Raw genomic sequence first — 26,527 nt, forward strand, 5'->3', positions numbered from 1 at the left:
TTGTAAAGGACTTTCTGCCTGCCCGAAAAGGGCCGGTTTTAAAATCGTTAAGCGTTGACCGAAAAAGAATCTCGTTTTCTTTTCCAAAAAAACCTCCCAACTTTGTAAAAGCGATTGAAAAGGGACGGGACTTTGAGTATAATCTGGGCATAAACGATAACAAAGCAGCACCGACGGGGCCGGGTGTCAAGCGGGTCCCGCCGGGAGACAAAGAACGTATTCCGGTGTGAGAACAGAGATTTCAGAATTTTGAAAGGGGTTATTTATTATGCGTCCTGAACTGATCAGCCAGCCCATCACGGGCATTTGTTCCTTTGGCCGCTATCCCATCTGTCTGGACCTGGACGAGCTGAAGGCCGACTTCGGCGTGCTGGGTGTTCCCTTCGATATGGGCGTTGGCTTCCTCAGCGGTGCCCGCATGGGTCCCCGCCGTATCCGCGAGGCCTCCACCCAGTATGGCCGGGGCAACGTGGGCTATTATGATTACGAGGCCGACGAGCAGATGCTGGCCGCCCCCATCACCATCGCCGACTGCGGCGATGCCGACGTGCTCCAGGGCGACCGGGACTACTCCTTCCAGTGCATCGAGCGTGCCGTCCGCCGCATCATCCGGGCCGGCTCCATCCCCATCGTCATGGGCGGCGACCACTCCATCAGCATCCCCGTGGGCCGGGCTCTGGAGGAGTACGGCAAGAAGATCTGCGTCATCCAGTTCGATGCCCACCTGGACTGGACCAGCCACGTAGGTCCCCTGGTCCAGGGCAACGGCAGCCCCATGCGCCGCATGTCCGAGATGGACCACATCGGCCAGATGGTGCAGATCGGTCTGCGGGGCATGGGCAGCGGCAAGAAGAGCGACTATGACGATGCCCGGGCCTATGGCAGCAAGCTGATCTCCGCCCGGGAGCTGCACTCCAAGGGTGTGCAGTGGGTCCTGGACCAGATCCCCGACGCCGAGGCCTATTACATCACCTTCGACATCGACGGCTACGACATGCCCCTGGCCCCCGGTGCCGCCTCTCCCCTGCCCGGCGGCATCACTTACGACGAGAGCATGGATATGCTCAAGGCCATCTGCCAGACCGGCAAAGTGGTGGCCATGGACCTGGTGGAGGTCGCCCCCACCTATGACCCCACCGGCTGCACCGATCGTCTGGCCGCTCTGACCATGCTCCAGGTCATCGCCCACACGGGTAAGAAGCTCCACGAGAACGACAACAAGTAATCATAATATCCCATCACCATCTCTCTTATCCCCCTCTTTGATCTGACCAACAGCGCCCGGTCCGTCCGCCAGACGGGCCGGGCGCTGTTGTCTGTGTTCCGGTATTCCGGTTTCAAAGTCAAGCGTTTTTTCTTCCCTTTTTTTGATTTGAACCTTGCATTTCTCGCCCTTTTCCGCGCCCCCACTTGAAAAAAAAAAAAAAAAAACGGCTATACTTTTCCTTAGGATTTTAGGTGGTGAACGACAGTTTTCCTGCAAAAGATCCTAAGAGGAGAGTGCTTTTGCACACCCCGGAGCCATATATTCTTTCTACATAGGCTGGCAGCACCGGTGGAGGGCGCAAAAGCGGGCAAAAACACGCTGTTATTGAGGAGGAATTTCAACATGACATTCGAAACGGTTGACAATATCCTGACCATCAGCACCGACACCGTCATGACCACGGCCATGGCCGGTATCCTGCTGCTCATTGGCTTTTGGATCAAGAAAAAGGTCAAGATCTTAGACAAATACTGCATTCCCGCCCCTGTGGTGGGCGGCTTTCTGTTCATGTTCATCACCTGGGCCGGATATTCCACCAACACCTTTACCTTTAACTTCACCAACACCTTCCAGGACCCCTTTATGCTGGCCTTCTTCACCACCGTTGGCCTGGGGGCCAGCTTCTCCCTGCTGAAAAAGGGCGGCGTGCTGCTGATCATCTATTGGCTCACCGCCGGTATCATCTCCATCTTCCAGAACATCATCGGCATCGCCGTGGGCACCGCCATCGGCCTTCCCGCCCCTTACGCCCTGCTGTCCAGCGCCATCTCCATGATCGGCGGCCACGGCGCGGCTCTGTCCTATGGCAGCACCTTTGTGAAGATGGGCTATGACCAGGGCCAGCTGGTGGGCGCTGCCGCCGCCACCTTCGGTCTGATCACCGCCGTGTTGGTGGGCGGCCCCGTTGGCCGTCACCTCATCGTGAAGAACGACCTGAAGCCCGAGGAGAACAACGAGAACTACGACGACATCGAAAGCGTCAACGCCTCCAGCGGCTCCAAGCTCTCCGGCCTGGATGTGATCAAGAACGTGGTAGTCATCCTGGTGTGCATGGCCGTGGGCACTGTCATCTCCGGCAAGATCGGCGAGCTCATTGACATGAGCTTCCCCACCTATGTGGGCGCGATGTTCGTGGCCGTGATCGTCCGCAACCTGAATGACCGCTTCCACATGTACAACTTCAGCTTCTCCCTGGTGGACGGCATCGGCGACGTGATGCTGAACCTGTATCTTGGTCTGGCTCTGATGACCTTGAAGCTGTGGGAGCTGGCCGGTCTTGTGGGCGGTGTCCTGCTGGTGGTGGTGTGCCAGGTGGTCTTCATGATCCTGGTTGCCAACTTTGTGGTGTTCCGCGTTTTGGGCCGGAACTATGATGCCGCTGTCATGTGCGCCGGTCTGTGCGGCCACGGCCTGGGAGCCACTCCCTCCGCCATCGTGAACATGACCGCCGTCACCGAGAAGTATGGCATGTCCCGCCGTGCCTTTATGGTGGTGCCCATCGTGGGCGCTTTCCTGGTGGACATCATCTATCAGCCCCAGACCATCGCCTTCATTAAGTTCTTTGTGCACGGCTTCACCGGCTGATCTCTGTACCCACGCTTTCTAATCGGATATGAATTCCCGCGACGGAGGACCTTTGCTGCCGGTCCTCCGTCGCCTTTTGTTTGCTTTTCCCGGTTTTCATTGCTTTTTTTCCACACCTTCGATATAATAAGCATAGTCAAATATCATGCGGTGACGCCGCTGAGTAAGGAGATCATGTATGCTTTGCTTTAATCACTTTAACTTCAACGTCTTGGACTTAGACCGCAGCCTGGCCTTTTACAAGCAGGCCCTGGGCCTGACCCCCGTGCGGGAGAAGGAGGCGGAGGACCAGTCCTTCAAGCTGGTCTATCTGGCCGACGCCACAGGCAGCCCCTTTCAGCTGGAGCTGACCTGGCTGCGGGATCGGAAAGAGCCCTATAATTTGGGCGAGTGCGAGTTCCATCTGGCCTTCACCGCCGACGACTTTCAGGCCATGTATGAAAAGCACAAGGCTATGGGCTGTATCTGCTTTGAGAACCCCGCCATGGGTATCTATTTCATCTCTGATCCCGACGGCTATTGGATCGAGATCGTCCCCGCCAAGGGCTGACCGGGCACTCCCCCAAATACGACCAAACGGAGGTTTCTTATCATGTCTGAACCAACTTCACATTCCGGCCACCGCAACGGCGGCTTCGGCTCGTCCTTCGGGTTTATCATCGCCTGCGTAGGCTCCGCCGTGGGCCTGGGCAACATCTGGATGTTCCCCTACCGCCTGGGACAGTATGGCGGCGCAGCCTTCCTCATCCCCTATCTGTTCTTCGTCCTTCTCTTCGGCTGGGTGGGCCTGTCCGCCGAGTTCGGCATCGGCCGGCTGGCCGGAACGGGCACCATCGGGGCCTATGAGTACTGCTTTGCCGCCCGGGGGAAGAAAAAGCTGGGCGGCGCACTCAGCTGGCTGCCCCTGATGGGCTCGCTGGGCATCGCCATCGGCTATGCAGTGATCCTGGGCTGGGTGCTCAACAGCCTGGCCGGTTTCATCTCCGGCCAGCTGATGAGCGCAGATCCTGCCCCCTTCTTCCAGGCCGCCGCCTCCAGCTTTGGTAACCCCATCTGGCACACGGCGGTGGTGGCCGTGGTCTGCCTGGTACTCATTTTCGGCGTGTCCGCCGGCATTGAGCGGGTGAGCAAGGTACTCATGCCCCTGTTTTTCCTGCTGTTCCTTGTGCTGGCCGCCTGGGTGTTCACCCTGCCCGGAGCCGGCGAGGGCTATCGCTTCCTGTTCGTCCCCCACTGGGAGCAGCTGCTGCGGACCGAGACCTGGATCATGGCTATGGGCCAGGCCTTCTTCTCCCTGTCCATCACCGGCTCCGGCATGATCGTCTACGGGGCCTATCTGAAAAAGGATGCGGACATCCCCGGTGCCTCCCTCCGCACCGCCTTTTTCGACACGTTGGCCGCCATGCTCTCCGCCGTGGCCATCATCCCCGCCGTGTTCGCCTATGGGCTGGACGTGGCCCGGGGCCCCTCTTTGATGTTCCTCACGCTGCCCGCCGTGTTCCAGCAGATGCCCATGGGCCAGCTGTTTGCCGTGTTCTTCTTCCTGTCCGTGTTCTTTGCGGGCATCACCTCCCTCATCAACATGTTCGAGGCGGTGGTGGAGAGCTGGCAGAGCCACTTCAATTTAAACCGCAAGCTGGCCGTTTTACTGTGCTCCGCCATCACGCTGGGCGTGGGCCTCTTTTTGGAGGCGGAGCCCAACGTGGGCCGGTGGATGGACTTTATCACCATCGGCGTGGTCCCCATCGGCGCAGTGATGGGCGCGGTGTCCGTCTATTATGTGCTGGGCTGGCCCAAGCTGCGGCAGGAGCTCCAGCTGGGCCGGAAAAAGCCCATCAGCGCCGCCTTCGGCGCAGTGGGCCGCTATGTCTATGTGCCCCTGACCATTCTTGTTCTGATCCTGGGCTTTGCTCTGGGCGGGATCGGCTAATCTCCCCGCCCAGATCCACGGAAGAGGTGATTTTCTCGCTATGATCCGCCGACAACATCATATTGATATGTGCAATGGCCCGCTGTGGAACAAGATCCTCCTCTTTGCCCTGCCCCTCATGGCCTCCAGCATCCTTCAGCTGCTGTTCAACGCCGCCGACGTGGTGGTGGTGGGCCGCTATGCCGGCAAGGAGGCCCTGGCAGCGGTTGGTTCTAACTCCGCCCTCATCAACCTGATGATCAACCTGTTTGTGGGCCTGTCCGTGGGCACCAACGTGGTGGTGGCCCGGGACCTGGGGGCCGGGCGGCACGACAACGTCAGCCGCAGCGTCCACAGCTCCATCACCCTGGCCCTCATCAGCGGCGTGGGGATGGCCGTGTTCGGCGTGGTCATGGTCCGCCAGCTGCTGGAGTGGATGAGCTCCCCCACCGATGTCATCGACCTGGCCACCGTCTATCTGCGCATCTACTTTTTGGGTATGCCCGCCAATATGCTCTATAACTTCGGTGCGGCCATCCTTCGGGCCCAGGGGGACACCCAGCGGCCCCTATACTTCCTCACGGCGGCGGGCATCGTAAACGTCATTCTGAACCTATGCTTCGTCATCGGTTTCAGGATGGACGTGGACGGCGTGGCCCTGGCCACCATCATCTCCCAGTACATCTCCGCCGCCCTGGTCCTGCGCTGTCTCATGAGGGAGACGGGGCCCCTCCGTCTGGAGCTCAGCAAGCTGCGGCTGGACTGGCCTGTGGTCCGGCGCATCCTCCAGGTAGGGCTGCCCGCCGGATTCCAGGGCATCGTGTTCTCCCTGTCCAACGTGGTCATCCAGTCGTCCCTGAACTCCTTTAACGACGCGGCCCTGGTGGCCGGCTCCGCCGCCTCCTCCAACATCGAGAATTTTGTCTACGCCGCCATGAACTCCTTCTACCAGACGGCGCTCACCTTCTGCGGCCAGAACTACGGTGCGGCCAAGTGCAAGCGTGTGGATCGGACTCTGTTCCTGTGCGTCACCTTTTCCATGACCACCGGCCTGGTGCTGGGCAACCTGGCCTATCTCTTCGGCCGTCCTCTGGCCAGCATTTACGCCCCCGGCGAGGAGGAGGTCATCCGTCAGGCCCTGGTTCGTCTGAGCTTCATCTGCTGTCCCTATCTGCTGGGCGGCTTTATGGACACCATGGTGGGCGGCCTGCGGGGCATCGGCTACTCCGTCATCCCCATGATCGTCTCCCTGGTTGGGGCCTGCGGTCTGCGCCTTGTCTGGGTGGCCACCGTGTTCCCCCTGTTCCACAGCCCCGCCACGCTGTACTTCTCCTATCCTGTCACCTGGACCATCACCGGCCTGACCCACCTCATCTTTTTCCTGTGCGTAAGAAAGCGGGCCTATGCCCGGCTGGAACACCCCGACCCGGTCTTCCGGGCCAACTGATTTAGAGCCAACGAACAAAAACGCCCCGCTTCTCGTTTCAGAAGCGGGGCGTTATGTATGCACGTTGATCGGTCTGGAAAACTCAGCCCAGGCGGCGGGCACCCACGAAGCCGGAGGTATAGTAGGCCTCGTTCATGCCGCTGACGATGACACCCACCTTAGAAGTGGAGGCGTGGACAAACTTGCCGCCGCCCACATAGATGCCCACATGGGAAGCGCGGCTGGAACTGCCGGACTTTTTGAAGAACACCAAGTCACCGGCCTGCAGCTGATCCATGGAGACGGCGGTGCCGTTGTTCAGCTGGGTGGAGGCGGTACGGTTGACATTGTAGCCAAACTGGTTGCACACATACTTCACAAAGCCGGAGCAGTCAAAGCCCTTGGGGCTGCTGCCGCCGTAAACGTAGGGATAACCCACATACTTCAGGGCGAACTCGGCCATTTTCTGGCCGTTGGTGGTGTTGGCAGCGGCGGCCTGAGCGGCCTTGGCGGTAGCCTCGTCCACGATGGACACATAGTCAGAGCTCACATAGCCGGAGCTGATCTTGTACCAGCCGTTGCTCTGGCCGGTAATGGTGACGATGGCACCGTTCTTCAGGCTTCCGGCCTTATCAAACTCGGTGCCGGCGCCGGTGCGGATGTACAGGCTGGAGGCGATGACCTGGCCATAACGGGTGGTCTGCACGGCGCTCTCGGCGGCCTGAGCCACCTCTTCCGCAGCGGCAGCAGCCTCTACGGGGGAGCTGGAAGCGGCGGCGGTGACGGCGTTCTCCGCCCCGTCCAGAATGAGGTACTCGCCAAAGGCGAAGCCGGTCAGACCATCCACAGCGATCTGATACCAGCCGTCCTCGGCGGTAGCAAGCACTTCGACCTTGCTGCCGTTCTGCAGATCAGCCAGGACCTTGCTCTCGGTGCTGGCCCCCTCCCGCAGATTCAGAGTGGTGTCACCGGAATTCACAGTCCCGCTGACAGCCATGGTGGGAACGGCCATGGTGCTGGCGATCATCAGGCCCGCGAGAATACGGGCAGCAAGTTTCTTATTGAAGTGCATGTCGGAGGTCCTCCCTTTCTCTACTGGTGCAGCTTGTTAAAAGCGGCAGGTTTGTTACTTGGAGCTCAGAGCCCGTTCCAGCCACACAGAGGCCACATCCATGGCGGCATACAGGCTGTCCTTCTCGCTCTTCTTGACCACCCGGTCCCGGCTTTTCAGGTCGGGGTCGGTGAGCTGAAGCTGAACGTCCACTTTATCGGCCATCTCCAGGCCATCCACCTTCTTGGTGGACAGGATCCGCAGCATCACAATGTATTTCTCAGCCATGGTGCCGTAATAGATCAGGTTGTCTTTCCGACGCAGGGGGTGCCCTTTATAGGAAAGAGGAATATTCTCGCTTGCCAATGGAATTCCTCCTCGTCATTTAAAACTGTAACCGAATTGTAACACATTTGTTACCGGTTGTCAATCCTTTTTCCAGATAAAGCATGGCCAATCTTGCTGGTTGTTGAATTAAAATAAATACTGTCCATTTTAATCAATAACGTCTATTTTAATTGATAATATCTAAAAATATATGATATAGTAAATGCAAAAATACGTCGCACATCACTGAAGAGGAGTTTAGCACGTGCTTTTAGATGAAAAAACAAGAAGCAGGATTCAGCTAAAAATTCGGAACGGCTGCGGACAGGGTGAAGGGAAAGACTACAAACCATGGATACGTGTTGGGGAATTCTCCAGTAGCGGGACAAGCTATCGTATCCCATATTATAAACAAGGTGGCCGTAGCGGAATCCCGGTTTTCCCGCGACCTCGGTTTTGTGATATCTGCGTAAAATATTTGCAAACTCATCGCGCTTCCGCCTTTGTGCTGAATTATGGGCAAAGAAATAAGGACTGCTATGACGGAATTGTTCGCCGTCAGGACACGGCAATTTCGGAAATTAGCCCCCTTGAAGTGGTAAATGCGGACACTGGCAATGAACTACACCTCATTTTTGGTACAGTTCTTCCTTGCTTTCCGTGCTTTTTGTTCATTGTGCCGCCGCTGATTCACAGCGGCGGCACACGCGCTTAATCGGTGCGATGAAAAATTCACAAAAAATAACTTGCAACTTGTTTGCTGCGTGCTATGATGGGAGCGAAATAAAGAGCGCTTTGCGCTCGGATGGGAACGAGAGGGTGAACGTACCTTGTTGGAGTTTTTAGAGCAGGAACAGATCAGCCGTGAGCTGCTCGACGGCATCCGCACCTATCGTGCACAGTACCCCACGGAACCGGCACTGCAAAGCCGAGTCCCGCAGCCCCACTATCACTATTACGGCAAGGAGGTCTGGGAGGCCGCCATCGCCGCATTGCTGTGCGGGGAAAATCTGCTGCTTGCCGGCAGCAAGGCGACGGGCAAAAACGTGCTGGCGGAAAACTTGGCACAGGCGTTCGGACGCCCTGCGTGGGATGTCTCCTTCCATGTCAGCATGGATGCAGCGGGCCTGATCGGCATGGACACCTTTGAGAACGGACAGGTGACCTTCCGCCCCGGTCCGGTGTATCTCTGCGCAAAGTACGGCGGCTTCGGCGTGCTCGACGAGATCAACATGGCAAAGAACGAGGCCCTCGCCGTGCTGCACGCCGCACTTGACTTCCGCCGTGCCATTGACGTGCCCGGCTATGCGCGCATGGAGGTCCACCCCGCCGCACGCTTTATCGGCACGATGAACTACGGCTACGCCGGCACACGAGAGCTGAACGAGGCGCTTACAAGCCGTTTTGTGGTCATTCAGATGCCGCCCATCGACGAAGCCGACCTCAATCGCCTTCTGGACAAAGAATTTCCCACGATGGAAAAGAAATATCGCGGTCAGTTCGTGCAGCTCTTCCTGGACCTGCAAAAGAAGTGTGAGAGTGCGGAGATTTCCTCCAAGGCGCTTGACCTGCGCGGTATGCTGGACGCACTGCGCATGATCCGCTGCGGCGTGAACGCCGGAACGGCGCTCAGCATGGGCATTACCAACAAGGCTTTCGACGGCTATGAGCGGGGCTTGATCTGCGATGTGATCGCTGCACGCATCCCTGCAAAGCTAGACCGCAGCCGCCTCTTTTCTGACTGATATGGAACTTTCTGCATACAGCGCCAATCAGCGCCGTGCGATCAACCTTGTGTGGACGGCCTGCGGCGACTACCGCTTTGAGCCGCAGTTTCTCGCCCTCCGGTCCGACGGCACACCGGACTTCTATATGAACTGCGTCATCGGCTTTGTTCATAAGTGGCTGGGCGACGAGATGCCGCACCGCCTTTTTGCCCTATGGGCGGGTGACGTGCGTCAGGCGATGCTGGACGACCTTGCGTGGCTGGCATTGGAAAACGCCGTCTATGAAAAAGAACTTCCTGTGCGGCCCGTGCTTGCACAGCTGCGCTGCGCCCATGCTACGGCATTTTTTGCGTCCGAATACCAGCTTTCACGACAGGAGTGGATGAGCAAGAACCAGCTTGTCTATTCCCTCCAGTCCGCACGCTGGCGGTCGGTCCTGGGACAGAAACCGCCGCTGCTGACACCGTGGGAAAAGGGGCTCTCTGCGGCCCTTGATTGTTCCGGCACACTGGATGCCGACAAAATAGAGACCGCCGTCTGCGCAGCATTTCAAACGTATTTGCATTTCAACGGAGCCGTCCCCGGTAAAAGCCCGTTTCGCCTCCATTTCAGCGACAAGTGGGTGCCGCTGCTCACCAAGCTCCTGCCCACCGAACTCGTCCGCACGGACGAGCTGACCCTCGGCCGCTGTGCGGCATCGGGAGAAAACGGCGTGGTGCGTGCGTCCAATGCCCTGCGCTCTCGGCTCCGCTCAAATGAGCGTGAGGGCGAGGATCGCACCTATATCGAGCGCTGTTTCGGCAGAAGCATATATTCTCCCAGGCAGCTTGCGCTCATCGAGCAGCGCTGCTGCAGCGGCAGCCATCTCGGCTGTCATCTGTGGTTTACACACGGGGAACACCCGCCGGGACAGGCCATGAGCGCCGACACGCAGCGCCTTTTCGAGCAGGCCGCCCAACAGGCGAAGCGAAACCGTGCCGCCTATGACTGCGAGAGCGAACTGCACCAAAGCGCACTGGTACGCCTGACCGAGCAGATTCAAAACTGTATGCTCATTCACCAGCAGCCGGAGGATCTCCTCGCCCGCAAGGGGCGGCTGGACGGCACACGGGTCTGGCGCACTCCGGTGCTGCAGGACGGCCGGGTATTTCTCCGCAAGGACGAGGAGAGCCGTGCGGGCTTCACCGTCGATTTGATGTTTGATGCCTCGGCATCACGCCTGCGCTGTCAGGAGAGCATTGCCATTGAGGGCTATATCCTTGCCAAAAGCCTGGCGGCCTGCGGCATTCCCGTCCGTGTGACGAGCTTTTGCAGTCTCCGTGGCTACACAGTGCTGCATATTTTGAAGGACTTTGGCGATAAAAACGGCGAGCGCCGGGTGTTTGATTACTTTGCCGCCGGCTGGAACCGAGACGGTCTTGCGCTGCGCGGCATGGGCGAGCTGATAAAGTCCGCACCCGAGGAAAAACACCTGCTGCTTTTACTCACCGATGCCAGCCCGAACGACAGCCATAAGATCCTCCCCAGCGGAAAAGTGCCGCTCAGCCGGGAGTACGACGGGCAGTCCGGCATTGACGATACCGCTGCCGAGGTCCGGTCCCTGCGAGCCAAGGGCGTGCGTGTCGCCGCCCTGTTCATGGGCGAGAATTCCAGCGTCCCCGCTGCGAATGCCATCTATGGCCGTGACCTTGTGCGTATCCGCCGCATTGACCAGCTCGCCTCCGCCGCAGGGCGGCTCATTCAGGACGAGATCCGTGAACTGTCGCTTTGAGCGCTCCGCCGTGCCTGCGCAGCGGCTCCGTTATTTTTCTGTCATCGGCGTTGGTACCCGTATTTCGTCAAGGAGAACAACCGCACCCGCTGTTGCTATATATTTGCCCCTTCCATTGTACCATCCAGATAAATAAAAATGCGGCTCACACTTACCTGTGAACCGCATTTCTGTTACTGCGTATCTTTTGTGCCGGGAACCGCTGGAATTACTAGCTTTTTGCCATTACCGAGTCTGGCTCTACAAGGGAAATGCTTACTTATTCGGGCTCGCCGCAGATTTGGCTTTAGACCGGTGCCGGGTAGCTTTCTTGGTCACATGGTCGTACTCGATCAGTCCGGCATCCATCTCGCGGATGAAGTCCTCTACGGCAATGGTTGCCACTTTGGTACTGCCCAGCTTGACCGCCCGCAGCAGCTTGACGCTGATGAGGTCATACACCATGTTTTTGTTGACCTTCAAAATCTTCGCTACCTGCGGAACCGTCAAAAACTCACAGTTGGTCTGACGGACTTCTGCTACCGCAGCGCGGGTCTGTTCATTCATTGCATTCATGCTCATGCACCTCCTACCGGAAAGTATAGGGGGCGCATGAGCATTTCGCAAAAAATTACAGACCTAATTTTAGTCAGGCTGATTGGCTTTCGTCCAGAGCCTTGACTTCATCCACGCTGATTTCCAGCACATCGGCAATATCTTCGTAGGTGTACTTACCTGCTTTCAACATACGCCGCGCAATACTGACCGTTTTAGCTTTGGTCGCTTCACGCGCAGCTTCGTTTCTCATATCTTCCATAGCCTTGCACATAGTCGCAACTCCCTTGATTGAGCCGAAGCGAAACTGTGTCAGGCTGACCGGCTCTCGTCCAGAGCCTTGACTTCGTCCACGCTGATTTCCAGCACATCGGCAATATCTTCGTAGGTGTACTTACCTGTTTTCAGCATACGGCGCGCGATGCTGAGAGTGTTTTCTCTAGCCGCTTGGTTTCTCATATCTTCCATAGCCTTGCACATAGTCGCAACTCCTTCCGTATCTTCTTTGAAATAGCGAACTCTGTCCGCCAGAATTTGATAGTGCATCTCTTCGGCGCTGGTGCAGGAAAAATCGTGCATCAGCTGACCGAGCGCCGTATCGTCTTTGATCTGGGCGTTCACATACAGGATATGCGATTCATCCCCAAACAATGCACCGGTTTCCCGAACTGTCCGGTCAATATGATAGATCGGGTGGCCATCGCCCAGCACATCATGCTCTGTGATGAAAATGACATAGGTTTCGTTCAGCTTCTCATATTCATCGCCGGGTTCGGTCACATTTGCGTCAATCAGACTACTGTTATACCGGGCACGCTTGGCACCAGCGCCTTTATCGCTGCGTTGAACCTCGATATTGTAAACGCAGTCTGCTTCATCGACGGCCAGAATGTCCAGCCGCACAGAGCGTCCCTGCAAATTCTTAATATCGTGCTGGCCGTGTACGCGCTGTACGCGCAGATCGGTACGCTGCAAGATGATCTGGAGCAGGAACTCGGCACAGGCTTTGTCCTCAAACACCTTGTTCATAAAATCATCATCCAGCAGACGAAAACCGCGCAGCCGCTGCAAATCCTCGGCGTGTTTGCGCTCAAAATCCAAGTCGCTCATGTTCTCACATCCTGTCTCACCTATACTATAACATGGAAATACCGGCGGTTCAAGCTGTGGTTTTGAACTTTTTACGCTGACCGCACGCCCGGCAGTCTCGCAGTTTTTCCTCCAAAAATAAAGCAGGGCGGACAACAAGAAAACAGTCCTGTGGGCTATTTATTTTCGTTTCAGATAGTTTTTCTGAACCAGCTGGATGCTCCTCTTCTCATCCTTTGACAACTGGCGATAGTTCAGGACGAGGCAGGATTCGTCCTTGTCCAGCTCTAATTTGGGCTGGCGCTCCGTTTCGTCCACGGTGTGGCCGATGAGATAGTCCACCGAGACCTGAAAGTAATCCGCCAGCAGGATCAAGGTGGAAATATCCGGCTCGACATTGTGGTTTTCATACTTGTTGATGGATTGCTGGCTGGTTCCAATCACCTCCGCCAGGCGCTGCTGGCTGATCCCCTTGTTCATGCGGAGCTTTCGCAGATTCTTGACCATGGACATCCCCCCACGCCTATCATAACAACCGCTTTTTGTTAAAGATAAATCTAGTTAGTTGTTTATATTCATTGACAACAACCTTAAGTTGTTATAGTATGTATTTAACAACTATAGATGGGGGAGGGTTTAAACACACTGCGGGGGACAAAATCACAAATAAATACAAATGGAGGAACGGATATGAAAAGAATGATTGCCCGGGTATTGTCTGCGGTTATGATACTGTCGCTATGTGCTTGTGGTAACGGAGTATCGGAAGAGGCACGCGCTGTCCAGCATAAGATCGATAAAGCGCTTGAATCGACTCCCACTTATGGAGAACTTGAAGAAATAAGAGAATCATATAATGATTTATTGGAAGAAGAGCAGGCAACAGTAAAAGATTATGACAAAATTGAGCCCCTATTTGAATTAAACGCGACAGAAGTTTCTGCCGTATATGCCGTCCAGCAGTTAAAGGATAGGCTAAAGAATCCATCATCCCTGAAATTATTGTCAGTTGCGATTTCTAAGCCATATGAAAATACCAGCGTACCAATTAAAATCGACTATACTGCTGAAAATAATATCGGCGGAACTGTTGAAGATACCTATTATTGTGTGGTAAGTCTTGCAACTTATGACAAAGACAACGATACGTGGTCATGTGGGCTTGAGTCTCTTTTTCAGTCCCGGTATAGGCTAGAACTGGTCAATTCCTTGTTGGGCAGTAAATCTAGTATAGAAGGCTCGCAGGAGTATGCAAAAAAGGAATATAACAGAGGAAAGCCTGCAAATTTAGATGCTGAAAAAATAATTTCTAATCAGGCCTTAACTATCAAAGAAGTAGAAAACTGATTATAAAATCAAAAACCTGATTTATATCTAAAAAAGGAAGGTATACCATGAAGAAACGTATCTTATCTTGCATCCTGGCCTTTGCCCTGGCGCTCTCACTTGCGCCCACCGCGTTCGCCGCCGCAGATGAAGCCACGGAGGCGGCACAGGCACTGTATGAATTGGGGTTGTTCCAGGGCGTTGGGAAAGATGCCAGCGGAAAGCCGAACTTTGATTTGAACAGGACCCCCAGCCGGAACGAGGTGGTTACCATGCTGGTCCGGCTGCTGGGGAAGGCCGAGGAGGCCAAGGGCACGACCTGGAGCACACCGTTTACCGACGTGGCCGACTGGGCAAAACCGTTCGTGGGCTATGCCTATACAAAGGGCCTGACGGCGGGGACCTCCGCGACGACCTACAGCGGAAATGACACGGTCACAGCGTCGCAGTACCTGACTTTTGTCCTGCGTGCCCTCGGCTACACCAACGGGACTGACTTTCAATGGGACAACGCGTGGGAGCTGTCCGACAAGATCGGCCTGACCGACGGGCGCTACAGCGCCAGCACAACGAACTTCACCCGCGGCGACGCGGCGATCATTTCCAAGCAGGCGCTGTCGATAAAGCTGAAAGATTCCTCTATGACGCTGGCTGAAGCCTTGCCCGCCTCTGCTCCGGCTGAGACGAAGACGACCTCGACCAACGATACAAAGATCGCGATCTTAGAGGCAAACAAATCTGGCATACAGAGCCTTCAAGCAGGACTTTCCTTGTGTCTAAATAGCTTAAACTATCTTTCAGACAGCAATGAATCGTATGCCTATCAAATCGCATATCTGGTGAAGACGTTTCAGTATGACCAGGAATATATCAGAAAGGCCATTGGAAACTGGAACACCGCGATCACGCTGTGCGGAGACTATTCTGACACGCAGTTGATGAAACAATATTTGCAGCAGCTGGTGAGCCGTTTTTCCCAGGCATTGTCGTATACGATCACACCGGATAATGTTTTGGAATACATGAAATTTAGAACGGCATTAACGACCGACGATATCGAGGCTAAAATTGAAAACGTAATGGATTCGTGGGTCATTGACGCAATCAACTAATGATCGAATGTGATCGGGCACGCAAAAAGCGCACAGACTTTAAAAATCTGTGCGCTTTTGTGATTGTCTCTGAAGAGCCAATAAAAGAGAGGGAACCGATCACTCGATTCCCTCTCAAAGTATCACATGTTAGTTTGAATTACTTGTTGAAGTAACGCTTCAGCAGGCCCTCGAAAGCCTTGCCGTGGCGGGCCTCGTCCCGGGCCATCTCGTGGACGGTGTCGTGGATGGCATCCAGGTTCAGAGCCTTGGCCTTCTTGGCCAGCTCGAACTTGCCGGCAGTGGCGCCGTTCTCGGCATCTACCCGCATCTGCAGGTTCTTCTCGGTGGAGTCGGTGACCACCTCGCCCAGCAGCTCGGCGAACTTGGCGGCGTGCTCGGCCTCCTCATAGGCGGCCTTCTCCCAGTACAGGCCGATCTCGGGATAGCCCTCCCGGTGGGCCACACGGGCCATGGCCAGGTACATACCCACCTCGGTGCACTCGCCCTGGAAGTTCTCACGCAGGCCGGCCAGGATCTCCTCGTCCACGCCCTGGGCCACGCCCACCACATGCTCGGCGGCCCAGGTCTTCTCGGCAGCCTGCTCCTTGAACTTCTCAGCGGGGGCCTTGCAGATGGGGCAGAACTCAGGGGCGGCCTCGCCCTCGAACACATAACCGCAGACAGTACAGACAAACTTCTTCATGATAATTTCCTCCTCAATTTTGTATATTCTGGTTGCTTTCTTCCTGTTTTATACATGTTTGGCATCTTCCATAAAAGGTCAGTTCGTGGCGTTCCACGGCCAGACCATATTGCTCGCTGACGGCACGGGTGAGGGAGCTGTCCAGCTTGACGCTGTGCAGGTCGATCACTGCGCCGCAGTTGGTGCAAACAAAGTGACTGTGCGGAGCGGTGTTTGCGTCAAACCGCTCCTGCCCGTTCACCACTCCCACGCTCTGCACCTGTCCCTGCTGCTGGAAAAAGACCAGGTTGCGATAGACGGTGCCCAGGCTCAGGTCGGGGTGGGTGGGCTTTAAGGTGTGGTAGATCCACTCGGCGGAGGGATGACAGGTGGTACTGCGGATGGCGGTTAAAATAGCCTCCCGTTTTTTACTGTATCGTATCATCAGCCCGCTCCTTATCGGTAATAGTTATTGTTTATGCTTAGGATAATAGCATATCGTGACGAGTTTGTAAAGAGGTTTTTTCAAAAAAGACAAAAAATTTCGGGACCGGATGAACCGGCCCCGTGAGACTGTCGAAAAAGCCTGTCATTGCGAGGAGGCCCAACGGGCCGACGTGGCAATCCGTTCCTAAAACTCACGAGTATCAGCACATTCCCGACTTTTTGGTTACGGATTCCCACGTCGCTTCGCTCCTCGGAATGACAGAAAAGGGTTTATCGACACGCTGTCGGGACCGGATGAACCGGCCCCGCACATGATGTAAATTTGTCATTCTTTTCCCAGCCGCTTCAGAATGGCCCGCTCCAGCCTGTCGCCATAGAGCATACCCAGCACAAAAATCGCCGCCCCGGCAAGGCCGATCAGGACCATGGCCCACAGGGGAATGGTCAGGGAGGCCCCGCCCAGAGCGCTGGCAAACAGCAGCCCCCAGGGGCGGGTGACCAGGACCAGCAGGGCAAAACGGCCAAAGGGAATGGCCGTAAGGCCTGCCAGAATACACAGCACGTCATCCGGGAAGTAGGGCAGCAGAAAGGCCAGCGCAAGAAAGACCGTGGTTTTTTCTCGGATGACCTTCTGATATTTCTCGGACAGGCGGCGGCTGACCACTCGGTCGGCAAACTCCCGCCCCAGCGTCCGGGCCAGCCAGAACACCAGCAGGGACCCTGCCGTCACCGCTCCATAGGTGAGGAAAAAGGCGCTCCAGGTGCCGAAGAGCAGTCCCCCGGCCGCCGCCGTCAGATTGCTTGGGATGGGGGCCAGCACCACCGACAGCAACTGCACCACAAAAAAGGTCAGGTGGGAGTAGGGGGCGCTGCGGCTGATATAGGCCCGCAGGTCCCGTATAGAGGCGCAGGCGGCAAAAAACCCGCTGCGAGATAAAAACAGCCCTCCCGCCCCCAGCAGGAGCGCTGTCAGGGCCAAAACGGCCCATTTCTTTCTCTGCTTTCTCATCCGTTTTGTAATGCGTTAGTCCAGTTCGATATCCAGCAGCACCGGGCAGTGGTCGCTGCCCTCCACGTCGCTTAAGATCTCCGCCCGGCGGATCTTGTCCCGCAGGCGGTCAGAGACAATAAAGTAGTCGATGCGCCATCCGGCGTTTTTCTGGCGGGCGTGGAAGCGGTAGGACCACCAGGAATAGGCCCCGGTGACATCGGGATAGAGATAGCGGAAGCTGTCCGTAAAGCCGGAGGCGAGCAGGGTGGTCATCTTTTCCCGCTCCTGGTCGGAGAAACCGGCGTTTTTCCGGTTGGTCTTGGGGTTTTTCAAATCGATTTCTTCATGAGCGACGTTCAGATCGCCGCAATAGATGACGGGCTTGGTCTTGTCCAGGCTCATCAGATACTCCCGCAGATCGTCCTCCCACGCCATGCGATAGTCCAGGCGCTTCAGGCCGTCCTGGGCGTTGGGGGTGTAACAGCAGACCAGATAGAACTGGTCATACTCCAGGGTGATGAGCCGCCCCTCGTGGTCGTGAACTTCCTTGTCCATGCCATAGGCGGCATCCAAGGGCGGATGGGTGGTGAACACCGCTGTGCCGGAATATCCCTTTTTCTCTGCGGAGTTCCAAAACTCCAGCCAGCCTTCCCCCAGCTCCAGTTGGGCCTGCCCCTGGACCATCTTTGTCTCCTGAAGGCAGAGAAAATCGGGGGACTCCCGGCGGAAGAAGTCCAGAAACCCCTTGTTCAGACAGGCCCGCAGGCCGTTTACATTCCAGGAAATCAGCTTCATAGAAATTATCCTCTTGCTGCAAAAGATTTTTGTCCATAATATTATACGCATCCCGGCCCTGCGCGGTCAAGAAGCGATTGCAATCTTTCGTCCGATTCGGTATAATAAGGGGGATTTTAGTCCGATATAAGGAGTGTTCATCATGCGTGAAATTTCTCTTCCTCAGGGTTACAGCTCCCTGCTGTCCATCTACGAGACGCAAAAGGCCATCGGTCTGCTGAAGCGGCTGTTCGAGGACAAGCTGTCCGGTGCCCTCCGGCTGCACCGGGTGTCCGCCCCCCTCTTCGTCTCCGCCGACACCGGCCTGAACGACGACCTGAACGGCGTGGAGCGCCCCGTCTCCTTTGATATCAACGGCGTGAAAGAGACCGCCCAGGTGGTCCACTCCCTGGCCAAGTGGAAGCGCATGGCCCTCAAGCGCTATGACTTCCAGCCCGGCGAGGGGCTTTACACCGACATGAACGCCATCCGCCGGGACGAGGAACTGGATGCCCTCCACTCCGCCTATGTGGACCAGTGGGATTGGGAGAAGATCATCACCCGGGAGGACCGGAACGTGGCCTATCTCCAACAGACGGTGAAGGCCATCGTCCAGGCCCTGGCCGACACCCAGTATTTCCTCCGCTCCGTATTCCCCCAGCTGTCCGTACTGCCCCGTATGTCCACCGAGGTCACCTTCGTCAGCTCTCAGGAGCTGGAGGACCTGTACCCCGCTCTGACCCCCAAGGAGCGGGAGAACGCCTTTGTGAAGGACCACCCCGTCACCTTCCTCATGGGCATCGGCGGCAAGCTGCACTCCGGCAAGCCCCACGACGGCCGCGCCCCCGACTATGACGACTGGGACCTGAACGGCGACCTGCTGGTCTGGGACAGCGTGAACGGCCAGGCCCTGGAGCTGTCCTCCATGGGCATCCGCGTCAGCCCCGAGAGCCTGGACCGCCAGTTGACCCTGGCCGGCTGCGATGCCCGCCGGGATCTGCCCTTCCACAAGCAGCTGCTGGCCGGCCAGCTGCCCTATACCATGGGCGGCGGCATCGGCCAGTCCCGTGTGTCCATGTTCCTGCTGGGCAAGGCCCACATCGGCGAGGTACAGTGCTCCATGTGGGATGAGGCCAACATCCAGGCCTGCAAGAAGGCGGGCGTGACCCTGCTGTGAGCGCAAACGCCACCCCGGGCCGCCGGGAAAAGGGCAAAACACAAAGCCGCACAACGTTCTTCCCCCGGTTCATCGCCGTTGTGCTCATTCTGCTGGCCTTTGTCGGATTCCTGTTCTATCTGCTCCAGCCCGTCACCTTCACCTACCGGGGCATGACCATGGAGGCCGTCCCCGGCGTGGCGGTAAACCGCTATGACCCCGACGGGTTCTATACCGATGAGAAGGGCCGGGTACAATATACCAGCAAGGGGGCTTCCGCCCGGGCGGGCATCGACGTGTCCTACTCCCAGGGGGACATCGACTGGCCCGCCGTGGCGGCGGACGGGGTGGACTTTGCCATCATCCGCCTGGGCTACCGGGGCTATACCCAGGGAGCCATCCAGACGGACAGCTGCTTCTTTCAGAACATCCAGGGTGCCCTGGACGCGGGGCTGGACGTGGGGGTGTACTTCTTCTCCCAGGCCATCACCCCGGAGGAGGCCCGGCAGGAGGCCGACTATACCCTCTCTCTGCTGGAGAGCTACCCCATCACCTGCCCTGTGGTCTATGACTGGGAGCCCATCACCTTTGCCGAAGGGGCCCGCACCGACCACCTGGAGCACGAGGTGCTCACCCAGTGCGCCGCCGCCTTCTGCCAGCGGGTCGCCCAGGCGGGCTACACCCCGGCGGTATACTTCAACCAGGAGATGGGCTATTTCAGCTTCGATCTGAAGGAGCTCAGCCCCTTCCAGTTCTGGCTGGCCGAGTACGACAGCTACCCCAGCTTTTACTACGGCTTCACCCTGTGGCAGTACACCCACGAAGGCCGGGTGGATGGCATCCAGACCCCCGTGGACTGGAATCTGGATTTCAGCCAGCTGAAACGATAAGCGCATCAGCACACACAACACGGACCTGCCAGTGAAAACCGGCAGGTCCGTGTTTGCGTTATCCGTTCAAAATCTCGTCCCCGATCTGCCGGGCGGTCTCCTCCACCAGGTCAAAGTCCACATAGGGGTTATACAGGGCCTCCAGCCTGTCGTGCATGGCCTTGGCCTGGGACAGGGAGGCCACCGCCTCGCCCATCAGGGCGGCGGAGACCTTTCTGGCGAAGCGCAGCCTGGGGCGGTCCCGGCGGAGAACATCCCCCTCTGCCGCCCCGTCCAGGTGGATGCGCCGGTCCGCCGGGCGGGGCAGGGCCGTCTCCCCCGCCGTACTGACAAAGGCCAGCCCCCGCTGGGGCACCAGCAGGTGGGCCAGACGGCTGGGGGCCATGGGATCGGGACAGGCCACCGCGTCATAGCCCCCCTCCACCGCTCCGGCCAGCAGATGGATGAGCAGCTCGTGAGCCAGGCCGTCCCGGTCCGCCAGCTCATATACCCGGCTGCACTGGGCAAAGGCGGTGTCATAGAGACACAGCACTCCCTTGTGGGTCACCGCCCCCAAAAAACGCTGCTTCACCCGGCCCTTCTGTCCCCCGGACCTGGGCCGCAGCTCCCGGGCCAGGATGCCCCGGGCCCGGCGGGCCAGCTTCTCCCCCGCCGCATCGGTGAGCAGGGCCGCGCGCATGTCCTCCCGCAGCCGCTCCGCCGCCCCCAGACAGCGGTAGGCCCGCTGATAACAGGCGGGATAGCCGTCCATAGCCCCTATGATCTCCTCCCGGATGTCCTGCAGTCCGGCGGCATCATAGCTCTGCCCCAGATTCACATACCGCTCCACCACCGCCGGATACTTGGCCTCCACCACGTGGGGGGCCGTACCGTCCACAATGGCCACCTCCAGCTGGGGCAGCACCAGTCCGTCCAGGGAGTCCGGGTCCCCGGAACACAGGATGTACTCCGTCTCCAACCCCGCCTGCTCCATCCGCTCTCCCACCCGGCGCATCAGGGTAGACTTGCCGCAGCCCGGCCCGCCCTTTAAGATATAGACCGCCCGGGCCCGCTCCAGATCGATCAGCTCGGGGTACAGGGAATAGAATCCGTCCGGGGCGTTTGCCCCCAGAAAATACTGTACTTTGTGCTCGCTCATTGGCTCTGCCTCCGTTTCTTTCAGATGACAGACCAGCCTATGCCGCCCTTCCTCCACCAGTGCGGCCATTTTTATGTGGGAAAAGCGGCCGAAATTGACGTAAAAATCGTGAATATATCCATTGACAAGGAAATACAGCTAGGGTAGAATAAGTCGATAAATGAAGGAAAACTTGCATAACGAAAGGGAGGCCGTGTAAACTTGCAGTTTCGTATCACGAAACCAGAAGAAGCACGGGGAAAAGTTGGAGGAAAGAGCTTGTATGCGTAATTTTGAAACGAAAATCCAGGAGCTGAAAACTTCTGTTTTGACGGAGGTCTCCCGTCTGACTTGGGAGGACCGCATCCAGACCGGAATTTTGGATATCCCCGAAAAGATCATCCCCGGTCCCGCCGCCAGTCTGCGCTGCTGCATCTATAAGGAGCGGGCCATCATCAACAGCCGGGTGAAGCTGGCCATGGGCGGCGACAAGGCCAACCCCTGTGTGGTGGAGGTGCTGCCCATCGCCTGTGACGAGTGCCCCGTCACCGAGATCACCGTGGGCGACTCCTGCCGGGGCTGTCTGGCCACCCGCTGCGTCCACGCCTGCCCCAAGGATGCCATCTCCATCGTGAACCACCGGGCCCAGATCGACCACGAGAAGTGCGTCTCCTGCGGCCGCTGCGTCAACGCCTGCCAGTACAGCGCCATCGTCAAGACCCAGCGCCCCTGCGAAAAGGGCTGCCCCGCCGGGGCCATCTCCATGGGCCAGGACAAGAAGGCATCCATCGATATCAACAAGTGTATCTCCTGCGGCAACTGCGTCTATCAGTGCCCCTTCGGGGCCATTCAGGACAAGTCCTGGATCATGGACGCCATCCAGATGCTGCGGGGCAGCGAGCACTGGGGCTATAAGACCTATGCCGTCCTCGCCCCCTCCATCGCCGGGCAGTTCGCCCCCGCCAAATATGGCCAGGTGGTAGCCGGGCTGAAGGCCCTGGGCTTCTCCGGCGTGGCCGAGGTGGCTCTGGGTGCCGACATGGTGGCTGACCGGGAGTCTGACGAGCTGGCGGAGAAGGGCATCCTCACCTCCTCCTGCTGCCCGGGCTTTGTGGGCTATGTGAAGAAGAAGTACCCCCAGCTGGACAAGTACATCTCCCACACCCCCTCCCCCATGGTGATGATCGGCCTGTACCTCAAGGAGAAGGAGCCCGACGCCAAGGTCATCTTCATCGGGCCCTGCGTGGCCAAGAAGAAGGAGTTCCAGCTGGGCCGCACCATGAACGCCATCGACTGTGTGCTGACCTATGAGGAGCTGTATGCCCTGTTTGAGTCCAAGGACATCGACCTGACCAAATTGGAAGAGGCCCCCCTGGACGAGGCCAGCCCCTTTGGCCGGAACTTCGCCCGCAGCGGCGGCGTGACCCAGGCCGTGGCCCAGGTGATGAAGGAGAAGGGCGTGGACTTCGACTTAAAGCCCGTGCCCTGCAGCGGCATCGGCGAGTGCGACGTGGCCCTGCTGAAGCTGAAGCTTGGCAAGCTGGAGGGCAACTTCATCGAGGGCATGGCCTGCGACGGCGGCTGTGTCCAGGGTGCCGGCTGCCTGGTCCGCAGCCCCCGCAACCGCATGGACGTGGAAAAGCACGCCAAGCAGGCCGATGGCCGCACCATCCTCCAGGCCGTGGCTGCCAGCCAGGGCGAGCAGCCCGAGCAGGAAGCCGCTCCCAAAGCGGAAGCCAACCCCGCCCCCAAGGCCCCCGCAAAACCCGAGACCGCGCCTGCCAAGTAAATACTGATATGTGCTAAAAGGGACGGTTCCTGTGATTGGAAGCAATCACGGGAACCGTCCCTTTTCTTTACTTCTTTTGATCGGTCATGCAGATATGAGTGCTTATAAAATCTTGCTGTGCGGCAAGGGCCTGATATTCCGCCGCCAACGCAGGATCTGTCTGGCTGTATTCCACATCACTGGGCGTTCTGAGCAGATATGTGTTCTCCTCCGTTTGTGCGACTACAACACTGTGCCCCGCAACCACCGGCGGGTCGTCCTCGCTCCATTGGCCGGGATAGCAGTCGAGAAAGAACAGAACGCCGCCCTCGCCGTTATCACGGGTCGCTTTGTGATAAAACGTAACGCAATTCCCGCCTCCCCGGTGAGGAAGATCATATTCTTCTTCCACTTCCACTTGCCCCAGCCAACTCAGCGGCATCTCCATAGAAAAACCCAGCCGTTCATTTACATAGAGGCTCGCCGAGGGGCCAGAGGTGTTCCCGCCATAAAAATCAGTCTCTTCCACGCCGTCCCATTCGCCCAGGAGCCGCATATCCGCCTGGTTGGGTGTGGTGAACGCATCGAATCGCCAGCCTGCGTCGGTGTTGACCAGCGTGACGGGATAGGTGCGTGTGTACTCATAGCTCGTCTCCAGACGGTTGTCCCGCTCCTCCTGGGTCTCGTCCTGCCGGGGATAGGGATAGGAGTAGTGCGCCGTCACCGTGAAGTCGATGCGCTCATCCGTCTGTGCGGCCAGCGTAAACTCGTCGGGAATATTGCCGTTGTAGTACTGGTCGCCATAGGCGCAGTCGAGAATGAAAAGCCGGCCATCGTGTTCGATGTAGATCGGCCCGCTGCCGCTGTCGTTGCAGGCGGCCCAGAACGCATCGGTAAACAGCCCGTGGACGACCCGGTCAAAGTCGGCCCAGTCCCGCCAGCGGCTGTTGGAGCTGACGTAGGTAAGGTCGGAATCGGGCGGCGTATACTCGTCGTGCTCCGTCTGCGCGTCTGCGCCGGGGAAGGCGTCGTCAATGCCGGTGGTCTCCCCGTCGAACATGGCGCTGTAAAGTGCAAACGCCTGTCGATAGAGCAGCTGCTGCTCCTCCGTCAGGAACTCCGGTACGGTGCGAAGCCGTGCGGTGTCGCTCAGCGGCAGGTCGGCGTCGGTCAAAGCCTCCGGCCGGGCAGATGGCTCCGGCCCGCAGCCGGCAAGCAGCAGGAACAGGGCTGCAAGCGCAGCAGAAAACAGTCGTTTCACGATGATCCGTATCCTCCTGAACATAGTTCTTACTCTTTTGCAGCATACATCTCCGCCACCTGGGCCAGATAGTTCCCCATCTCCTCCACCACATCCTGGGGACCGACGATCTGGGCCAGGGTATGGAAGCCGAAGATCCAGGCAAAAAACTGGGGGCTGACCACCACGTCGGCGGTGACGGTGAAGTGGTCCGGGCCGTCGGGCACCAGCACCGCATCCCGGCCCAGCCGGTCCAGCACCGCCCCCACCATGCGGCTGTCAAAGCGCAGACGCACCCGCCGCTCCTCCCCGCTGAACATGCCGAAGACCTTTCGGGCATAGACGGCCATGTCCAGGGCCGCATAGGCCCGCTTGCCGTCCCGCTCCTCCTCCAGCACGGCGATGTCCACCATCTTGTCCACCCGGAAGTGCTTGATGACCTGCGCCTGGGAGTCGTAGGCCACCATGTAATAATTCTCGTCGTCCCAGGTGAGGGCGAAGGGGCTGACCTGATAGAAGCCCCCCTCCCGGCGGAACCGGCGCTGTTTGTCTACGGTATAGTCGAAATAGTGAAAGCGGATCTGGCGGTTCTGGGCGATTCCGCTGTGGATCTCGTCCACGTTATAGTAGATGGACTCGTTCATGGTCTTGATGCGGTTGGCCACAAAGACCTGGCGGCTGAGCTGCCGGGCCTGATAGACGCTGGAGAGGCCCTCGATCTTTTTGATGAGAGAGACCGTCTTTTTGTGGGTGATGAATTTGGATGCCTGCACGCTGTCCACCAGCAGCTTCAGCTCGGGCAGCTGAAACTCCCGGTCGCCGACGTAATAGCCGCACCGCCCATCCTCTTTGGTCTGGATGATGTCCAGCCCGAACCGGCGCAGGGTCTCGATGTCGTCATAGATGCTTTTGCGCTCGGCCCGGATGTCCTGTTGACTTAAAAAACCGATGATCTGATTCACCGTCACCGGATGCTCCTGGTCGGAGCTGCGCAGCAAAAAATCCCGCACATACAGAAGCTTTGATTTCTGATTTGCACTGCGAGCCATCGGCGGCCCTCCTCCCGTGTGGAAATTACACTTGCCGCTCCATCCCTCCGGTGCCGCTGATCTCCCGATAGAAGGCGGCATCGGCGGCAGTCTGATAGGGGTTCAAAAACAGGTTGCCGATGCCAAAGGTGAACAGGCACAGAATGATCCAGCCGATGAAGCTCAACTGCAGGCAGAACAGCCGCCAGCGGTTGCCCCGCATCATCTCTTTGGACCGCTGAATGGCCTGGCTGGCCGTCAGGTCCGGGTCCTCGGCCAGGATGTAGCCCGTCATGGCATAGCTGTACGAGGCCACGATACCGGGGATGATGAACAGCAGCGTCCACAGGAGGATGAGCACCCACTGGAGCAGATTGGCGACCACGGCAGTCTTCCACCAGGGGAAATAACCGAACAGGCGGCTGATGTTGGCCTCCTGTCCGTCCACCAGATCCAGGTTGAACTTGGAGTAGCCCACATTGACCACGCTGCCCACCACAAAAAGCAGCACCACCACCACCAGGGCTGTGGCCACCAGATACACCGCCGCCCCGACCAGCCAGCCGCTGAACCGAAGGTCCATGTCCATGCCAACAGACGCCAGTTCCCGCCCGACATAGTTCAGGCTGACCCGGCCCACGCCGGCACCCGGGTTAAAGTTAAATTTGATCTCCGGTCCTTTCAGCGTCGTGCCGCCCAGCAGCGCAGCCAGCAATCCGGCCAGCACCGCCATCAGCCACTTGCCCCGCAGCGCCTGCCGGGCCTGAGTGCGAAAATCAGCCGCCAGTTTCATGATATCCCTCTTTTCTGTCTCAAATCTCCCCGTGGGGGCTTGTTTTTGTTCTTATTTTACAAACTCTTGTCTAGAGTATAGCATTCTTTTATTGAAAATGCAACCTTTTCCATTTTCTGCTGTAAAGCCGCCTTTTTGCAGTATATGCCCCCGCGGGGCCAAAGCTTTCTATCCGCATTTACCCGGGCCGCCATCCATCCATGGCCGCCGCCAGCTTTTCCAGCGCCCGTTTCTCGATGCGGGATACATAGCTCCGGCTGATACCGCACCGTGCGGCGATCTCCCGCTGGGTCTGGGGCGGGTGGTCGTCCAGTCCATAGCGGCAGATAATGATCCGGCGCTCCCGGTCATCCAGACAGGCATCCACGCAGCGGCGCACCCGCCGGCAGGCATCCCGGGTGTCCAGGTCCTCCAGCATGGTGTCGTCCACGGCGATGACATCCATCAGCGACAGCGAGCCCCCCTCCCCCGCCGTCTCCAGGGTGTCCGCCAGAGAGACCTCCCCCTGCAGCTTCCGTTGAGACCGAAAATGCATT

At 57.9% G+C, this 26,527-nt stretch carries 28 protein-coding genes; 13 read left to right on the forward strand and 15 right to left on the reverse strand.

The annotated features are described in order from the left end of the window. The first annotated feature begins 268 nt into the window (after positions 1-268). The 5 genes from H8S55_RS05710 to H8S55_RS05735 all read left to right on the forward strand — a co-directional run bounded on the left by H8S55_RS05710 (position 269) and on the right by H8S55_RS05735 (position 6,207). Positions 269-1,225, forward strand: coding sequence for an agmatinase (locus H8S55_RS05710; RefSeq protein WP_186878159.1), 957 nt, complete (start codon positions 269-271; stop codon positions 1,223-1,225). A gap of 384 nt (positions 1,226-1,609) precedes the next feature. After that, positions 1,610-2,851 (forward strand): sodium/glutamate symporter, encoded by a 1,242-nt coding sequence (gene gltS / locus H8S55_RS05720; protein ID WP_186878161.1) that lies wholly within the window; start codon positions 1,610-1,612, stop codon positions 2,849-2,851. 178 nt (positions 2,852-3,029) lie between these two features. Further along, the gene (locus H8S55_RS05725) at positions 3,030-3,401 is read left to right on the forward strand and encodes a VOC family protein (RefSeq protein WP_186878162.1); all 372 of its coding nucleotides are present in this window, start codon (positions 3,030-3,032) and stop codon (positions 3,399-3,401) included. Between the two features lie 42 nt (positions 3,402-3,443). Next, positions 3,444-4,781: a sodium-dependent transporter gene (locus tag H8S55_RS05730; protein ID WP_186878163.1), complete on the forward strand. Its 1,338-nt coding sequence runs from the start codon at positions 3,444-3,446 to the stop codon at positions 4,779-4,781. A gap of 40 nt (positions 4,782-4,821) precedes the next feature. Beyond that, complete coding sequence (locus H8S55_RS05735; protein ID WP_186878164.1) at positions 4,822-6,207, forward strand: MATE family efflux transporter; 1,386 nt, start codon at positions 4,822-4,824, stop codon at positions 6,205-6,207. An 82-nt stretch (positions 6,208-6,289) separates the two neighbouring features. On the opposite strand, the gene H8S55_RS05740 is transcribed toward H8S55_RS05735, so the two are convergent. Continuing rightward, positions 6,290-7,258 carry a C40 family peptidase gene (locus H8S55_RS05740; protein ID WP_186878165.1) on the reverse strand — a complete coding sequence of 323 codons (969 nt, stop codon included), beginning with the start codon at positions 7,256-7,258 and terminating at the stop codon, positions 6,290-6,292. Positions 7,259-7,312: 54 nt separating this feature from the next. Beyond that, the gene (locus tag H8S55_RS05745) at positions 7,313-7,603 is read right to left on the reverse strand and encodes a hypothetical protein (protein WP_147560921.1); all 291 of its coding nucleotides are present in this window, start codon (positions 7,601-7,603) and stop codon (positions 7,313-7,315) included. A 226-nt stretch (positions 7,604-7,829) separates the two neighbouring features. Between H8S55_RS05745 and H8S55_RS05750 the strand changes: the two genes are divergently transcribed. The 3 genes from H8S55_RS05750 to H8S55_RS05760 all read left to right on the forward strand — a co-directional run bounded on the left by H8S55_RS05750 (position 7,830) and on the right by H8S55_RS05760 (position 11,062). After that, on the forward strand, positions 7,830-8,279 hold the full coding sequence (locus H8S55_RS05750) for a hypothetical protein (RefSeq protein WP_186878166.1): 450 nt from the start codon (positions 7,830-7,832) through the stop codon (positions 8,277-8,279). Between the two features lie 115 nt (positions 8,280-8,394). Beyond that, entirely contained in the window at positions 8,395-9,309 is a 915-nt protein-coding gene (locus H8S55_RS05755; protein WP_186878167.1) for an AAA family ATPase, read from the forward strand. A gap of 1 nt (position 9,310) precedes the next feature. Continuing rightward, positions 9,311-11,062: a vWA domain-containing protein gene (locus tag H8S55_RS05760; RefSeq protein WP_186878168.1), complete on the forward strand. Its 1,752-nt coding sequence runs from the start codon at positions 9,311-9,313 to the stop codon at positions 11,060-11,062. 255 nt (positions 11,063-11,317) lie between these two features. Here the strand turns inward: H8S55_RS05760 and H8S55_RS05765 are convergent, their stop codons facing one another. From H8S55_RS05765 to H8S55_RS05780, 4 genes are all read right to left on the reverse strand, one after another. After that, positions 11,318-11,617, reverse strand: a complete 300-nt coding sequence (locus H8S55_RS05765; RefSeq protein WP_243200475.1) for a helix-turn-helix domain-containing protein — start codon at positions 11,615-11,617, stop codon at positions 11,318-11,320. Between the two features lie 73 nt (positions 11,618-11,690). Then, a complete protein-coding gene (locus H8S55_RS05770) occupies positions 11,691-11,870 on the reverse strand; it encodes a hypothetical protein (RefSeq protein WP_186878169.1) in 180 nt (59 codons plus the stop codon). 38 nt (positions 11,871-11,908) lie between these two features. Then, positions 11,909-12,706, reverse strand: coding sequence for an Rpn family recombination-promoting nuclease/putative transposase (locus tag H8S55_RS05775; protein WP_186878170.1), 798 nt, complete (start codon positions 12,704-12,706; stop codon positions 11,909-11,911). Between the two features lie 159 nt (positions 12,707-12,865). After that, positions 12,866-13,192: a helix-turn-helix domain-containing protein gene (locus H8S55_RS05780; protein ID WP_147560910.1), complete on the reverse strand. Its 327-nt coding sequence runs from the start codon at positions 13,190-13,192 to the stop codon at positions 12,866-12,868. Between the two features lie 183 nt (positions 13,193-13,375). On the opposite strand from H8S55_RS05780, the gene H8S55_RS05785 reads away from it, so the two are divergent. Next, positions 13,376-14,032, forward strand: a complete 657-nt coding sequence (locus tag H8S55_RS05785) for a hypothetical protein (protein WP_186878171.1) — start codon at positions 13,376-13,378, stop codon at positions 14,030-14,032. A 47-nt stretch (positions 14,033-14,079) separates the two neighbouring features. Then, positions 14,080-15,123 (forward strand): S-layer homology domain-containing protein, encoded by a 1,044-nt coding sequence (locus tag H8S55_RS05790; protein ID WP_186878172.1) that lies wholly within the window; start codon positions 14,080-14,082, stop codon positions 15,121-15,123. A 139-nt stretch (positions 15,124-15,262) separates the two neighbouring features. Here the strand turns inward: H8S55_RS05790 and H8S55_RS05795 are convergent, their stop codons facing one another. The 4 genes from H8S55_RS05795 to H8S55_RS05810 all read right to left on the reverse strand — a co-directional run bounded on the left by H8S55_RS05795 (position 15,263) and on the right by H8S55_RS05810 (position 18,020). Further along, positions 15,263-15,808, reverse strand: coding sequence for an NADH peroxidase (locus H8S55_RS05795; protein WP_186878173.1), 546 nt, complete (start codon positions 15,806-15,808; stop codon positions 15,263-15,265). Positions 15,809-15,821: 13 nt separating this feature from the next. Beyond that, the gene (locus tag H8S55_RS05800; protein WP_186878174.1) at positions 15,822-16,232 is read right to left on the reverse strand and encodes a Fur family transcriptional regulator; all 411 of its coding nucleotides are present in this window, start codon (positions 16,230-16,232) and stop codon (positions 15,822-15,824) included. Positions 16,233-16,559: 327 nt separating this feature from the next. Then, positions 16,560-17,213 (reverse strand): TVP38/TMEM64 family protein, encoded by a 654-nt coding sequence (locus H8S55_RS05805; RefSeq protein ID WP_243200476.1) that lies wholly within the window; start codon positions 17,211-17,213, stop codon positions 16,560-16,562. 45 nt (positions 17,214-17,258) lie between these two features. Beyond that, on the reverse strand, positions 17,259-18,020 hold the full coding sequence (locus H8S55_RS05810; protein ID WP_186878176.1) for an exodeoxyribonuclease III: 762 nt from the start codon (positions 18,018-18,020) through the stop codon (positions 17,259-17,261). A 142-nt stretch (positions 18,021-18,162) separates the two neighbouring features. On the opposite strand from H8S55_RS05810, the gene asnA reads away from it, so the two are divergent. Both asnA and H8S55_RS05820 read left to right on the forward strand, forming a co-directional pair. Next, positions 18,163-19,176, forward strand: a complete 1,014-nt coding sequence (asnA, locus tag H8S55_RS05815) for an aspartate--ammonia ligase (RefSeq protein WP_186878177.1) — start codon at positions 18,163-18,165, stop codon at positions 19,174-19,176. Further along, complete coding sequence (locus H8S55_RS05820; RefSeq protein ID WP_186878178.1) at positions 19,173-20,045, forward strand: glycoside hydrolase family 25 protein; 873 nt, start codon at positions 19,173-19,175, stop codon at positions 20,043-20,045. Before asnA ends, H8S55_RS05820 begins: the two co-directional genes overlap by 4 nt. Positions 20,046-20,103: 58 nt before the next feature. Here H8S55_RS05820 and H8S55_RS05825 read toward each other — a convergent pair whose 3' ends face one another. After that, complete coding sequence (locus tag H8S55_RS05825) at positions 20,104-21,183, reverse strand: hypothetical protein (protein ID WP_243200477.1); 1,080 nt, start codon at positions 21,181-21,183, stop codon at positions 20,104-20,106. A 262-nt stretch (positions 21,184-21,445) separates the two neighbouring features. Here H8S55_RS05825 and H8S55_RS05830 point away from each other — a divergent pair, with 262 nt between their 5' ends. Then, complete coding sequence (locus tag H8S55_RS05830) at positions 21,446-22,951, forward strand: 4Fe-4S dicluster domain-containing protein (protein WP_186878179.1); 1,506 nt, start codon at positions 21,446-21,448, stop codon at positions 22,949-22,951. 67 nt (positions 22,952-23,018) lie between these two features. Here H8S55_RS05830 and H8S55_RS05835 read toward each other — a convergent pair whose 3' ends face one another. The 4 genes from H8S55_RS05835 to H8S55_RS05850 form a co-directional block, all read right to left on the reverse strand. Beyond that, on the reverse strand, positions 23,019-24,191 hold the full coding sequence (locus tag H8S55_RS05835) for a hypothetical protein (protein WP_186878180.1): 1,173 nt from the start codon (positions 24,189-24,191) through the stop codon (positions 23,019-23,021). Between the two features lie 29 nt (positions 24,192-24,220). Then, positions 24,221-25,219: a helix-turn-helix transcriptional regulator gene (locus H8S55_RS05840; protein ID WP_186878181.1), complete on the reverse strand. Its 999-nt coding sequence runs from the start codon at positions 25,217-25,219 to the stop codon at positions 24,221-24,223. A gap of 25 nt (positions 25,220-25,244) precedes the next feature. Next, positions 25,245-25,991, reverse strand: a complete 747-nt coding sequence (locus H8S55_RS05845) for a DUF975 family protein (protein WP_186878182.1) — start codon at positions 25,989-25,991, stop codon at positions 25,245-25,247. 178 nt (positions 25,992-26,169) lie between these two features. Next, on the reverse strand, positions 26,170-26,526 hold the full coding sequence (locus H8S55_RS05850) for a sigma-70 family RNA polymerase sigma factor (RefSeq protein ID WP_186878183.1): 357 nt from the start codon (positions 26,524-26,526) through the stop codon (positions 26,170-26,172). Position 26,527: the final 1 nt, after the last annotated feature.

Source organism: Flintibacter faecis (assembly GCF_014287875.1).
GTDB classification, from domain to species: Bacteria; Bacillota; Clostridia; order Oscillospirales; family Oscillospiraceae; genus Lawsonibacter; species Lawsonibacter faecis_A.